General features: G+C 61.3%; 17 protein-coding genes. 12 read left to right on the top strand and 5 right to left on the bottom strand.

The annotated features are described in order from the left end of the window. Nucleotides 1-2: 2 nt before the first annotated feature. Nucleotides 3-197 carry a type II toxin-antitoxin system HicA family toxin gene (locus tag OSC37_RS08830; protein ID WP_438267602.1) on the bottom strand — a complete coding sequence of 65 codons (195 nt, stop codon included), beginning with the start codon at nt 195-197 and terminating at the stop codon, nt 3-5. A 50-nt stretch (nt 198-247) separates the two neighbouring features. Then, nucleotides 248-529 (bottom strand): type II toxin-antitoxin system HicB family antitoxin, encoded by a 282-nt coding sequence (locus OSC37_RS08825; protein ID WP_267161101.1) that lies wholly within the window; start codon nt 527-529, stop codon nt 248-250. Nucleotides 530-613: 84 nt separating this feature from the next. Between OSC37_RS08825 and OSC37_RS08820 the strand changes: the two genes are divergently transcribed. The 5 genes from OSC37_RS08820 to OSC37_RS08800 all read left to right on the top strand — a co-directional run bounded on the left by OSC37_RS08820 (nt 614) and on the right by OSC37_RS08800 (nt 5,814). Beyond that, on the top strand, nt 614-913 hold the full coding sequence (locus OSC37_RS08820; protein WP_267161100.1) for a hypothetical protein: 300 nt from the start codon (nt 614-616) through the stop codon (nt 911-913). A gap of 109 nt (nt 914-1,022) precedes the next feature. Then, complete coding sequence (locus OSC37_RS08815) at nt 1,023-1,862, top strand: enoyl-CoA hydratase/isomerase family protein (RefSeq protein ID WP_267161099.1); 840 nt, start codon at nt 1,023-1,025, stop codon at nt 1,860-1,862. 144 nt (nt 1,863-2,006) lie between these two features. Next, nucleotides 2,007-2,825, top strand: coding sequence for a cytochrome c oxidase subunit II (gene coxB / locus OSC37_RS08810; RefSeq protein ID WP_267161098.1), 819 nt, complete (start codon nt 2,007-2,009; stop codon nt 2,823-2,825). Then, nucleotides 2,825-5,530, top strand: coding sequence for a cbb3-type cytochrome c oxidase subunit I (locus tag OSC37_RS08805; protein WP_267161097.1), 2,706 nt, complete (start codon nt 2,825-2,827; stop codon nt 5,528-5,530). Before coxB ends, OSC37_RS08805 begins: the two co-directional genes overlap by 1 nt. A 14-nt stretch (nt 5,531-5,544) precedes the next feature. Further along, on the top strand, nt 5,545-5,814 hold the full coding sequence (locus OSC37_RS08800) for a cytochrome C oxidase subunit IV family protein (RefSeq protein WP_267161096.1): 270 nt from the start codon (nt 5,545-5,547) through the stop codon (nt 5,812-5,814). Nucleotides 5,815-5,940: 126 nt separating this feature from the next. On the opposite strand, the gene OSC37_RS08795 is transcribed toward OSC37_RS08800, so the two are convergent. Continuing rightward, the gene (locus OSC37_RS08795; RefSeq protein ID WP_267161095.1) at nt 5,941-6,666 is read right to left on the bottom strand and encodes a uroporphyrinogen-III synthase; all 726 of its coding nucleotides are present in this window, start codon (nt 6,664-6,666) and stop codon (nt 5,941-5,943) included. Nucleotides 6,667-6,668: 2 nt separating this feature from the next. Further along, nucleotides 6,669-7,784 carry a hydroxymethylbilane synthase gene (gene hemC / locus OSC37_RS08790; protein ID WP_267161094.1) on the bottom strand — a complete coding sequence of 372 codons (1,116 nt, stop codon included), beginning with the start codon at nt 7,782-7,784 and terminating at the stop codon, nt 6,669-6,671. Between the two features lie 165 nt (nt 7,785-7,949). Between hemC and OSC37_RS08785 the strand changes: the two genes are divergently transcribed. The 5 genes from OSC37_RS08785 (at nt 7,950) to OSC37_RS08765 (ending at nt 9,962) form a co-directional block, all read left to right on the top strand. After that, nucleotides 7,950-8,177, top strand: a complete 228-nt coding sequence (locus OSC37_RS08785) for a DUF7557 family protein (protein WP_267161093.1) — start codon at nt 7,950-7,952, stop codon at nt 8,175-8,177. Beyond that, nucleotides 8,177-8,581: a PIN domain-containing protein gene (locus OSC37_RS08780; protein ID WP_267161092.1), complete on the top strand. Its 405-nt coding sequence runs from the start codon at nt 8,177-8,179 to the stop codon at nt 8,579-8,581. The genes OSC37_RS08785 and OSC37_RS08780 overlap by 1 nt, the downstream gene beginning before the upstream one ends. Nucleotides 8,582-8,661: 80 nt before the next feature. Further along, nucleotides 8,662-9,276, top strand: a complete 615-nt coding sequence (locus OSC37_RS08775) for a hypothetical protein (RefSeq protein WP_267161091.1) — start codon at nt 8,662-8,664, stop codon at nt 9,274-9,276. A gap of 58 nt (nt 9,277-9,334) precedes the next feature. Then, nucleotides 9,335-9,601: an AbrB/MazE/SpoVT family DNA-binding domain-containing protein gene (locus tag OSC37_RS08770; protein ID WP_267161090.1), complete on the top strand. Its 267-nt coding sequence runs from the start codon at nt 9,335-9,337 to the stop codon at nt 9,599-9,601. Between the two features lies 1 nt (nt 9,602). Continuing rightward, nucleotides 9,603-9,962: a type II toxin-antitoxin system PemK/MazF family toxin gene (locus OSC37_RS08765; protein WP_267161089.1), complete on the top strand. Its 360-nt coding sequence runs from the start codon at nt 9,603-9,605 to the stop codon at nt 9,960-9,962. Between the two features lie 30 nt (nt 9,963-9,992). On the opposite strand, the gene aglM is transcribed toward OSC37_RS08765, so the two are convergent. Beyond that, complete coding sequence (gene aglM, locus OSC37_RS08760; protein WP_267161088.1) at nt 9,993-11,297, bottom strand: UDP-glucose 6-dehydrogenase AglM; 1,305 nt, start codon at nt 11,295-11,297, stop codon at nt 9,993-9,995. Nucleotides 11,298-11,385: 88 nt separating this feature from the next. On the opposite strand from aglM, the gene aglF reads away from it, so the two are divergent. Both aglF and OSC37_RS08750 read left to right on the top strand, forming a co-directional pair. Then, nucleotides 11,386-12,138: a UTP--glucose-1-phosphate uridylyltransferase AglF gene (gene aglF, locus OSC37_RS08755; protein ID WP_267161087.1), complete on the top strand. Its 753-nt coding sequence runs from the start codon at nt 11,386-11,388 to the stop codon at nt 12,136-12,138. After that, on the top strand, nt 12,135-12,851 hold the full coding sequence (locus tag OSC37_RS08750) for a sugar phosphate nucleotidyltransferase (protein ID WP_267161086.1): 717 nt from the start codon (nt 12,135-12,137) through the stop codon (nt 12,849-12,851). Before aglF ends, OSC37_RS08750 begins: the two co-directional genes overlap by 4 nt. Nucleotides 12,852-12,854 lie beyond the last annotated feature (3 nt).

The following is a 12,854-nucleotide window of genomic DNA, read 5'->3' as shown; positions in this document are numbered from 1 at the left end:
TCTCAGAGAAGCTCGTCGATCCAGTTACACCACTGCTGGAAGTCATTCGCTCCACACTGGGTGGCGATGTTTCGAAGTGTATCGCCGCTGATCTCCTTGCCCATCGGGATTGTCACGTTTCGGATTTCACCAGTTTCCGGGTGGGTGTATCGGAGCTTGAGGTGACTGCCTGCCCGATCGACTGGCTGGTAGCCCATCTCTGTGAGGGCATTCACGAGCTCTCGGGATGAATACGGGGCGGGCACGATTACTCGGAAAACCACGGTGCGTCTGGCTCCTGTGGCTCGTCCGGAACTGTGTCGGGGTCGACGCCGAGGTCGCGGAGGTCCGCGTCCGTTATCGGCTCCCCAATCTCGCCTCTGTGTAGTGCGACTGCTTCGTCCAGGTTGGCAAGCGCTTCGGACCGCGTCTCGCCCTGGCTTGCCACGCCCACCTCTTCATCGATGGCTGACCACCGCCCGTCTTCCTCCTCGACCAGGCGGATCTCTCGACGCTGTGAATCCGAATCACCGGCTTCAGCGCGTGCCATACATGTGGTACTTCGCCGACGCTCAAAACGCTTCGGGGGGCTGTGACAGCGGTGTTTCGTTTAGCATGTTGCTGGCGATGAAATTTGGAACAGCACGAAAGCCCCGAGTCGTTCGACGGCTGCGACTCGCTGCGGTCCTCACTCCGTTGCGGTCCTTGGGTCGTCTCGCTCGTCGAACGACTCGCCCCTTTCAGTCCCGCCCGGTCTCGAAAGCGAATTTGGGCGGGACTGAAAGGGGCAGCCGGCGACGCGAACCCCGCCGATGCAAGCACCGACTGGAGCGTGGTTCGAGAATCGGAGATTCTCGTCATCCCGAAAATCTTTGATTTTCGGAGACAGCGAGGCGCGGGAGCGGAGCCGGCTGGGGCTTTCGTGCTGTTCTGACCCCTCTCGCTGAGAGTTCTTAAATAAGCACTACCACTGTGACTTCGCACGGAAACGTCTTTTATTGCCCCGGCCGACGGACAGGTATGAGCCATCGAGAGGTGAGACGATGAGCGAGGATCGCGTCGAGGGAGCCGATCGCATCGAAGAACAAGCGAGCGAGTGTGAGTTGCTGACAGTCGCCGTCGGTGACCGCGCCGAGGGAGTCGCCACGGTGACGTTGAACCGGCCCGACGCCCGGAACGCGCTGAACGGCCAGCTGCGGGACGAACTCACGGACGTTCTCAATGCTATCGACGACAGCGGCGTCCGCGTCGTCGTCCTGACCGGAGCAAGCGAGGCCAAGGCCTTCGTCGCTGGCGCGGATGTCGAGGAACTGCGCGAGCGAAACGCCGTCGAACAGCGCGAGGCTTCGAAACGACCGCGTGTCTACGAAGCCGTCGACGACCTTCGTCAGCCCGTCATCGCCCGTATCAACGGCCACGCACTCGGGGGCGGTTCGGAACTCGCACAGGCCTGCGACGTGCGTATCGCCCACGAGCGGGCGAAGCTCGGCCAGCCCGAGATTAACCTTGGCATCATCCCGGGCGGGGGCGCAACTCAGCGGCTCCCTCGACTCGTCGGCGAGGGACAGGCGATGCGGTTGATTCTCTCGGGCGAACTCATCGACGCCGAGGAGGCACGCGACATCGGTCTCGTCGATATCGTCTGTGCAGACGAGGACGAACTCGACGAGGAGGTCTACGGCTTGGCCGAGTCGATGGCCGACAAAAGTCCCATCGCGCTCGAAATCGCCAAAGAAGCAGTCAAAGGCGGCTCTCGAATGGACCTCGAAGCCGGCATCGAGTACGAGGCCGAACTGTTCACGACGCTGTTCTCGACAGACGACAAAGACGAGGGTATCGACGCCTTCTTCGAGGACCGCGAGCCGGAGTGGGAAGGCCAGTAGGTCCGCCAACCACGGCGACGATATCCAGCAACTCCCCGTCGAGACAGCAGATGTTGCTGGGGTGTGGCTGTCATAATAAAAACTGACCCAGGATATGGCGGGGTACCGAAATGCATAATACACGGTGGTCGTAAGGCGAATCAAATGCTGGGTTCTGGAGCCATACTGACGTCGTTGCCGAGACTGGGGGCAGTTGCTTCGCTCTCCCGGACCCAGGTAGATATCTTCAGTCGACTCTACCTGGTGTTTCTCGGCATGGGAACGCTGGTCGGCATCGTCGTCATCAGCTACCTGCTGTACAACGCGTACAAGTACAGGGCTGATGAACCCGACGCCGACGGAAAGTACGATGTCGAAGAGGTCGAGGACGACGGTGTTGTCCGTCCGAAACTCGGTGAGATGCCGTCGAGTTCGAAAGGCGGCAAGAAGCTGTTTCTCTCCTTTGGCATCAGTGCCGTCATCGTGCTCGGACTGATTATCTACTCGTACTCGCTGCTGTTGTACGTCGAAGACACTGGCGATGTCGATCCGGATATGGAGGTCAACGTCGAGGGCTTCCAGTTTGCCTGGGCGTACGAGTACGATAACGGCTTCGAGACAACCGACCAGCTTGTCGTCCCCAACGAGGCGGTGGTCGGACTCGAGGTGACATCACGCGACGTGATGCACAACTACGGCATACGCGGACTCCGGGCTAAGACCGACGCCATCCCCGGCCAGACCACCGAAACGTGGTTCCAGGCCGAGGAGTCTGGCGAGTACAAGGCCATCTGCTTCGAGCTGTGTGGGAACGGCCACTCGAACATGCGTGAGGACGTACTCGTCGTCCCCACAAGCGTCTGGGAACAGGGTCAAGAGGAGTACGACTTCGACGACCCCGAGGAGTTCGGCGAGTGGTACGACCAGACGATTGAGGCCTGGCAGAACGGCGAACTCGACAACCAACTCGAGGTGACTAACTGATGGGAGATCTACCACCACGGTCGAGCGTGAAGCGCTGGCTCGTCACAACCAATCATAAAGACATCGGCATCCTCTACCTGCTGACGTCGGTGTTTTTCCTCGTCGTCGCGGGGTTGCTGGCGATGCTTATCCGGGTTCAGCTGCTGCAATCGGGCGGAACGATTCTCAGCGACGCGGGATACAACCAGGTCGTTACCTCACACGGCTTTTTGATGATTTTCTGGTTCCTCTCGCCGTTTGCGTTTGGCTTTGCGAACTACTTTGTCCCCCTTCAAATTGGGGCTGACGACCTCGCGTTCCCCCGTTTGAACGCGATGAGTTACTGGCTGTACCTGTTCTCGGGCGTCCTGGTGCTCGGTTCGTTCTTCCAGGGTGCGACGTTCATGGGTGGCTGGACGGCCTACCAGCCGCTGAACGTCCCGTCGTACATTCCCGACTTCGGCCAGGTTGGCTCCTTTGCGACGATTCTCGCGCTCATTGTCTTCATCGGGTCGGTCACGATAGGTTCGGTGAACTTCCTGACGACCATCTATCGGATGCGGGCAAAGGGGCTCCGGATGCGTGATATTCCGCTGTTCAGTATCTCGATTCTCGTCACTGTCTGGATGATGCTGTTTGCCTTCGCGGCGTATCTCGCTGCCCTCATCGTGCTCAGCTCCGACCACCTGCTCCAGACCTCGTTTTTCGCCCTCGAAACGGCCAGCGGGCCAGAAGCAACAGACAGCGGCTCGCTGCTGTGGACGCACATCTTCTGGTTCTTCGGCCACCCCGAGGTGTACATCGTCTTCTTCCCGGCACTCGGCGTGCTTGGTGAGATGGTCCAGACCTTCTCTGGCCGCCGCCTAGTCGGTCGCAAGTGGTTCATCATCGCGATGGCACTCGTCGGCATCCAGAGTTTCATCGTCTGGATGCACCACATGTTCCTCACCGCCATCAGCCTCGAAATCAAGACTGTGATGATGGTGACGACAGTCGCCATCTCTTTGCCCTTCGATCTGATGGTGTTCTCGCTCATCTATACGATGATAAAGGGCAAGATACGCTGGAAGACGCCGTTCCTCTTCTCGATTGGTGCACTCATCATCTTCATCATCGGTGGCATCACGGGGGTGTTCCTCGGCGCTATCGTGCTGGACTACGGCTTCCGGGGCACCTACTGGGTCGTCGCACACTTCCACTACGTGATGGCCTCGAGCGCGGTCATCCTCATCGGAGCTGTCTACTACTGGTTCCCGAAGATGACCGGGAAGATGTACAACGAGTTCCTCGGCAAGGTACACTTCGCGATGGCGTTCATCGGCTTCAATCTGCTCTACTTCCCGATGTTCATCGTCTGGGAGACGCCGCGGCGTATCTTCCACTACGATACCGCCTTTACGGTCTGGCATCAGACAGCGACCGCCGGGGCGTTCCTCTTCGCGGCGTCGTTCCTGGTGATGTTCTACAACCTCGCCAAGAGTCTCTACAGCGACCGATACGTCGACGAGTCGCCGTGGGCGTACGCGTCCTCGCCCGAGTGGGCCGTCTCCTCGCCGCCGCCGCTGGAGAACTTCCCGGGCAAGCCAAGCTTCGCCTCGGGTAAACTGAACTTCCTCGACAGAGCCGAAACCGACGGCGGCGTCGAGTCCGATGCGGCAACTGACGGCGGCGTCGAAGCCGAGACACTCGCCCCGCCCGAGGAGCACGCAGACCACGCGAGCTGGTGGCCGGTGCTCGCCGCTTCGAGTACCGTGTTGACTGGCTTCGGTCTGGCAGGGCTGGGCGTCTCTCGCTTCGTCTGGCCGTTCCTGTTCGCTCTCCCAGTGTTCGTCGCTGCACTCGGCATCCAGGGCGCACGCCAAGACGGCTTCGCCCAGATTCACGGTATCTACATGATGCTGTCGTTCCCGCTGCTCGCCTTATTCCTCATCTTCTTCCACATCGGTGTTGGAATCGGGGAGATCACAGGCGTGAGCGCGTACTTCTGGGCCGCAGTTGTCGGCACGAGCTGGGGCGCGTACACGCTTGCTGGGCTCGGCTACGAATCCTTCGAGGTGCCCGAGCCGAAGATGGCCGAGCAGTGGCCCTTCGAGTCCGTCGAGAACACGAAACTCGGCATGTGGACGTTTATCGCCTCTGATATCATCGTCTTCGGTGCCTTCATCGGCGCGTACATCTTCACGCGCATCGAGTACGGCTGGCAGGACTGGTGGCACCTCGCCAAGGACCCGGCAGCCCACACTATGGCCGGACAGGCTCTGGAACACCACCCTGTGCTGCCCGGGCTGATTAACACGTACCTCCTGCTCGCGAGCAGCTTCACCGTTGTGCTTGCCCTCTCTGCGGCACGGCGCACCGAGGATTACTCGATTGGGCCGTTCTCGATTTCGAACCAGTCGGCAACGGTCACGTTCCTCGGGCTGACCTTCGGCGGGGCGGCGTTCTTCCTCGTCAACAAGGGCATCGAGTGGGTCGACCTGTTCGTCCACCAGGGCTGGACCTTCGGTGTCGATGTGATGTCCTCGACGTTCTATCTGACGACCGGAATGCACGCGCTCCACGTCATTCTCGGCATGCTCATCATGCTGTTCCTCATCGCGCGGGCTTGGACAGGAGCATACGTCGGTGAAGACGAGGACGCCAGAACCATCGAGTACTTCGGCCTCTACTGGCACTTCGTGGACATCGTCTGGCTGTTCCTGTTCCCGCTGTTCTACATCCTCTAAGGAGGTACCCAATTATGGCATCAACAAAAACGTACACGGCAATCTTCGTGGTACTGATGGCGCTGTCGACTACGCAGGCCCTCGTCGAATGGGCTGGCCTGCTGGAGGACTACTACTGGGAGGTCCTTGCGGTCATCTTGGTCCTCTCGACACTGAAGGCGTTGGCCGTCGCGGGCTACTACATGCACCTTCGTGACGAACCGCGCTCGATCACCTACGTCGCGATGGCCGGTGTCATCGGCTTCTTCGCGCTGACGGCGGGTGCGAGCTACTCGATTATCTGAGCTGACGCCGGTGGTTTTCGACGGCTCTCAATACGTTCCTCAAGCGCACTGTCACGAGATTTTTATTGGTGGTCGACAGAAGCGCTGTCGACACCCGCAGCAAAACGAAACAGCTGACGCTCTAACCTACAGTTCGTCGACGACAGCCCGGGCGAGCGACTCGAACCCGACCGTCTCGGGGACCATGTCGACAGCGATACCGTGTTTCTCTGCCGTCTCGCGTGTCGGTTCGCCGATAGCGCCGACGACGGCTCCGTCGAGTCCGGCACGGGCCTCCGCTTCGAGTCCGCGCTCGCTCGCAGCGTCGAGGAAATGTTCGACGGTGAGTGAGGAGGTAAAGAGAATCCCGTCGAGGGTGCCGTCGGCAGCTCGCTCGGCGGAGACACCAGCTCCCTCCGGTCGGACGAGCCGATAGAGAATCGTTTCATGGACGTACGCGCCGGCGGCGTTGAGTCCGTCTGGCAGCACAGCGGAGCCGTGGTCGCTCCGAGCAACCTCGATTCGTGCTCCGTCGACATCCGCAGCGAGGGAATCGACCAGTCCGCTCGAGGTAAACTCCTCGGGAACGAGGTCGACGGTGTACCCCTCGGCTTCGAGTGCGTCGGCGGTCCCGTCGCCGATAGCACAGAGGGTCCCGCCGGGTTGGTAGCCGGTTTCGGCGAGCAGGTCGGCCGCTGTCGGGCTGGTCAGTATCGTGTAGTCGGCGTCCTCGCGTGGAACGTCGCCGGTCGGTGACACCGACAGCATCGGGTCGGCCAGTCCCTCGACGCCAAGCTCGTCGAGCAGCGCAACGGCGGCCTCAATGCGCTTGTCGTCCGGGCGCAACGCCGCAACCGTCGGCCGGTCGGCCATGCTCACTCCCCCCGTTTCGCGTCGTCGGGGTCTTCCCGCCTGGCTTCCTCGATGAGGTCGGCCGCGCCCCGGTCGGCGAGGTCTGCGGCGAACTCGGCGGCGGCCTGTGCGTGACGCTCGACGGGCAGGTCCCGAGCATCGCTGACTTCCTCGGTTCCATCCTGGGAGAGTACCCTGACTCTCGTCGACACCATGTCGCCCTGCAGGCGCGCGTAGATGCCCACGGGCGCGACACAGCCACCGCCCAGTTCGGCGAGGACGGTCCGCTCGACTGTCGTCTCCACGCGCGTCGGGGGGTGGTCGACCGTATCGTTGATGTACTCGGTGGCCTCGTCGTCGAGTGCCGTCACCGCGATGACGCCCTGTGCCGGGGCCGGGACGAACGATGTGGGGTCGAGGCGCTCGTAGTGGAGCTCATCGAGCAGCCCACTCCGAGCCAGGCCCGCCTCGGCCAGACAGATGGCGTCGTACTCTGTCCCGGCCTCGCGGTCGAGTGCAGCCTGTTCGAGCTCGGTCAGTCCGTCGACCCACTCCTCGGGCGGGCACTCGAACTCGGTGTGGGGGTCCTCGCTCTCCTCGTCGTCCATCTCTCTGCGCCAGGCCTCGACTCGGCGCTCGTGCTCGCTGTTGAGAGGTGGCGCGAGCAGTTTCTCGACGCGGGTGTCGACGTTGCCTCGAAGGCCGGCGATGTCGAGGTCGGGCCGTCGCGCGAGCAGCTGTGCCCCCCGGCGGAGACTGGACGTGCCGATAGTTGCTCCCTCTGGCAGGTCCTCAAGTGCCGTCCCGTCGCGGGTGACCAGCACGTCACCAGGCGGTCCGCGTTCGAGGACGCCGGCGACGACGAGGTCGTCGGGCTGGTCGGTCGGCATATCCTTCATCGAGTGGACCGCGGCGTTGAGCTCGCCCGCCAGCACCTCTTCGTCGAGGCTACGGACGAACGCGCCCGTGGTGCCGAGCTGGTGGATGAGTTCGTCTCGCACCTGGTCGCCCTCCGTCTCGACCGTGACCAACTCAACGGGCTGGCGCCGACTTGCGAGCTGGTCTTTGACCGTCTCTGCCTGCCAGCGCGCGAGCGCCGACCCTCGCGTCGCGAGCTGGAGTGTTCCGTGTGTACTCATTGTTGCTCTCTCGGTGACCCTCGGTGAAAAGCATCGTCGTTTGGTCGCTGGCTGTCATCTGTTCCGGGGATGCCGAGAGACACGCTGGCGTGTCTCGGTCGGTACTGCCCGAAACCGATACTGTGTGTCGGAACCATTTTTGTATGCGCATACGTATGCGTATATATGGGTAGCACCTCAATCCGGGTCTCAGACGAGACGAAAGACCGCCTCGATTTGTTCAAACGCGAGGACGAGAGCTACGAGGACGTCATTCTTCGTCTCACAGAGCGTGACAAGTGGACGGGGTTCGGTGTCCTCTCGGATGCTGCAGCCGACACAGACGAGGGAATGGATAACATTCGAGAGGAACTGCGAACGGGGACGACCGACGACATCGAGGGACAGCAGTGATGTTAGTCTTCGACAACAATCTTCTCAGCGACTATCTTGACGGAACCGACGCCGCCCGTCAGTTCCTCCGACAGTACGAACAGGAGGTCTGGGCAGTCCCGTCACTCGTTCTGTACGAGGCGTATATGGGGAGCATCCACGGGTACATCGGTGGCTCTCCGACAGAAATCAAACACGCGGTCACGACCTCGATGGAGGTGCTTGAGGTGACCGCACAGACAGCATCCGAAGCCGCTTCCCTCCAGGAAGAGCTTCTGAGCCACGGCGTCCCGGCTGACCACCCAGACGCGCTCATCGCTGCCTCGGCACGAGAGAACGGTGGGACATTTGCGACCGCGGAGAAACACTTCTGGAATGACGACGTTCAGTCCGTGCTCTCCGTTGCAGAGTATGACCCGTACTGAATGTGCGTTCTGACTCCAGGGTCCGAACCAACACACACTGCCTGCCTGACGCTTTTGTACGGCGAGCCCCTACTTCTCGTATGGTTCGCAGTTCACCAGGCGGGCCCGATACCGAAGACAACGGCCGGTCTGCTGACCGGGCCGATTCGCTGCTCCTGACAGATGGCGGTGGGACGGGGTCTGGGGCCGATGACAGCGAGTCCGCCGCCGGGGACGACAGCACGGAACCCAACGCCGAAACCGTCGACGATATCGTCGAGAAGGACGGCGTCTCCCGGCGCGGAATGCTTTTCTACGGGGGCGGGTCCGCGCTGGTGACGCTGGGGGGCTTTGGCGCGGGCTGGTTCGCCTTTATCAGAGAGTCCTACGGACCCGAAGAAGAGCTCGTCAGAGACTATGTCGATGCTATCGATCGGGGCCGATTCTACAGCGCACAGGAGATGTACCACGAGAACGCGCCGGGTGAGGCCTGGGGACAAGAGGAGTTGCCCGGCGTCGACCGCATCTCGCTGTCGGTCGAGAAAACCGACGTTGCCGACCGGGTGGACCAGCCTGACCTCGAAGGTGTCGAGGAGCTGGCGCTTGTCCACGTCGATATCACCATGGAAGGCAGCGCCAACTCCGAGCTGCTGAAGCTGGCCTTTGAGGTCGCCGAGAATGACGACGGTGAGTGGAAGCTCTGGCGTGACCAGTGACAAGTACCGACAACCGCCCCTCAAAGCACTTATGAGTACGAATATGATACGAGTATGTATGAGCAAGGGCGAACGCCGGAAGATTGGGAAGCGGGGGCAAGTGACGATTCCCAAAGAGCTCCGCGAACGGTTTGGAATTGAGGGCGGAGACGACGTCCTGATTCACGAAGAGGAAGGGAAACTCGTTATCGAACAACCGATGACTCGTGAAGAGGTGGCTGAGGGGTACCGCCAGCGTGCCCAACGGAGCCGCGAACTCGCTGACGAACTTGCGGGCGTCTCGACGGAGGCGAATGAACAGGTCGGCGATGCCCCGGAGTGGTAAGATGGGCACGTCTGTCCGTCGAGGAGATGTCGTTATCGTCGAACTCGACCCGACACAGGGGTCTGAACAACGGGGAACGCGCCCGTGTCTCGTCGTACAGAACGATGTCGGGAATGCCAATGCACCGACAACGATTGTTGTTCCGTTCACCACCTCCTTCGGCGAGCAGCTCTACCCGTTCGAAGTGCTCGTCCCTGCCGAAGAGTGTGAGCTTCGGGAAGACTCAGTTGCGCTCTGTAGCCAGATTCGAACCATTTCCAGCGAGCACCGCATCAACGAGAACCTCGGCTCGATTCCGCCTGAACGGATGGCCGAGGTCGATACTGCACTCGAATACAGTCTCGGCCTCACAGACATCTGAGTGGAGTAGCGACCGTTTTCGTACGTTTTCCTACCAGGTGAGGCCTTCGTAGGTGAGCCCGTCGCGCCGGGCGATAATACGACGGCCATCGATAACGACCGGCGTCTCCATCGCATCGAACTCCTCGTCCAGTGCGGCGAACTCGTCCCAGTCGGTGACGACGAGTGCCCCATCTGCCCCGTCGAGTGCGTCCGCAGGCGACGCTGCCGCCTCGAACTCGACGCTGGGGTAGCGTTCTCGCATGTCCTCAACCGCGACGGGGTCGTAGGCGACGACCTCGCCGCCGCGTTCGCGGACGCCCTCGATAACCGGAACGGCACGAGTATTGCGGGTGTCGTCGGTACCGGGCTTGAACGCGAGTCCGAGCACAGCAACCGTTGCGCCGTCGATATCGATGTGGTCGGCGAGCAACTCGAGCATCTGCTCTGGCTGGCGGTCGTTCCGTTCTCTGACTGCATCGAGGACGACCGGGTCGATGCCGCGCTCGCGGCCGGCCGCGATGAGGGCGTCAGTATCCTTGGGGAAACAACTTCCTCCCCACCCGACCCCCGATCGGAGGAATCGCTCGCCGATACGGTCGTCGAGGCCCATCGCCTCGGCTACCTCGTAAGAGTCGACGCCGTAGGCCTTGCAGATGACACCCAACTCGTTGATGAGGCTGACCTTCGAGGCGAGGAAGGCGTTGCTGGCGTACTTGATCATCATCGCCTCCCGGGTTCCAGTGGTCACGACTGGAATCTCCCGGTCTGCCTGTTCGGTCACTGGCTCGTAGACCGCTTCGAGACGCTCGCGGGCCAGCGACGAGTCGGCTCCGATCACGACTCTATCTGGGTTCTGGAAGTCGTCGACTGCACTCCCCTCGCGGAGGAACTCGGGGTTCGTGCCGATGTGGATGTCCTCGCCGATGGCCCCGTCTGCTGCGGCTGCGATCTGTGGCGCAATCGTTTCTTCGACAATCCCTGGGATGACCGTGCTTTTGACCGCGATGACGTGTGGGTCGTCTTTGTCGGCGAGTGCGTCGCCGAGTGACTTCGCGGCGGCTTCGAGAATCGAGCTGTCGATGCTGCCGTCGTCGTTCGACGGTGTCGGAAGCGCAAGCAGCGTGAGGTCGGTCTCGCAGACGGCGTCGTACTCCGTCGTTGCTTTGAGGCGGTCACCGCCGTACTGACTGACGAGGCTGTCGAGGTCTGGCTCGTGAATCGGGGCCTCGCCCGCATTGATGGCGTCGACGACCGCGGTGTCGATGTCGACGTTCGTCACGCGGTGTCCAGCGTCGGCGAGACAGACCGCGACCGTCGTCCCGACGTATCCAGAGCCGACGATGCTGATGTCCATACGTTTACCAGATGGAGATGATACCTGTTGGTTTCGGTTTGCCGAGGGGTCCACAATACTTATTCACCTCAGCGAAAGATAACGTGGTATGGATGCTGTCGTACTCGCGGCCGGGGAAGGAACGAGGCTGCGGCCGCTGACCGAGGATAAGCCGAAGGGAATGGTCGAAGTTGCTGATAAACCAATCTTGACACATTGCTTTGAGCAACTCGTCGACCTGGGAGCCGACCAACTTGTCGTCGTCGTCGGCTACAAGAAAGAACACGTCATCGAACACTACGGCGACGAGTTCGAGGGTGTCCCGATCACCTACACCCACCAGCGCGAACAGAAGGGACTTGCACACGCACTGCTGACCGCCGAAGAGCACGTCGACGGCGACTTCATGCTGATGCTCGGAGACAACATCTTCCAGGCGAATCTTGAGGATGTCGTCAACCGACACAACGAAGACCGCACCGACGCCGCCTTCCTCGTCGAAGAGGTTCCCTGGGACGAAGCCTCTCGATACGGTGTCTGTGACACGAACAAGTACGGCGAAATCGAGGAAGTCGTCGAGAAACCCGAGGACCCGCCGTCGAATCTCGTGATGACCGGCTTCTATACGTTCACCCCCGCGATTTTCCACGCCTGCAACCTCGTTCAACCCTCGAACCGCGACGAGTACGAACTCTCGGATGCGGTCGACCTCCTTCTCCAGTCTGGCCGGACTATCGATGCTATCGGCCTTGATGGCTGGCGTATCGATGTCGGCTATCCGGAAGACCGCGACGAGGCCGAGCGCCGACTCGAAGACGGCGTCGTCGCCGAGGAGGCCGATACCGAAGCCAGCGAGTCGTGATCGGCGTCGTGCCTGCGGCCGGTGAAGGAACTCGTCTGCGTCCGCTGACCGACTCAAAACCGAAAGGTCTCGTCTCGGTTGCCGGGCGGCCACTGCTCGAACACGTTTTTGAGGCACTGCTCGACAGTGGTGTCGATGAGCTAATCGTGGTCGTCGGTTACCGTGCCGGTGATATTATCGACCACTTTGGTGAGTCATTCGAGGGTTGGCCGATAACGTACGTCCACCAGCGCGAGCGCTTGGGACTCGGCCATGCGATTGGGTTGGTCGAACCGCACGTCGACGAGTCCTTCGTCGTCCTGAACGGAGACAACGTCGTCGACGGGACACTCGACCGACCAATCCAGCGGTTCGAGGAGTCTGACAGTGACGCAGTCATCGCTGTCGAGAAGGCAGAGCCGGACAGAGCGCGCGAAACGGGGGTCGTCACGGTTGACGGAAAACGGGTGACGGGTATTGTCGAGAAGCCCGACGAGCCGCCGTCCACGCTGGTGACAACTGGCTGTTACGTGCTGTCTCCGCGGGTGTTCGACGCACTCGAACTGATAGAGCCGTCCCCACGTGGTGAGTACGAACTTGCTGACGCGCTGGGCGTGTTGATTCGGGCTGGGCGGCTTGTCGAAGCTGTTGAGCTTGACACTGATAGGGTGAACGTGAACACTCCCGCAGATGCCCAGCAAGCGGAGCAGGTTTTTGACTCTGAGGGCGTATGATGG

It is taken from the genome of Halovenus salina (assembly GCF_026410925.1).
Taxonomy (GTDB): Archaea; Halobacteriota; Halobacteria; order Halobacteriales; family Haloarculaceae; genus Halovenus; species Halovenus salina.
This window is presented reverse-complemented; position numbering and strand designations above follow the sequence as displayed.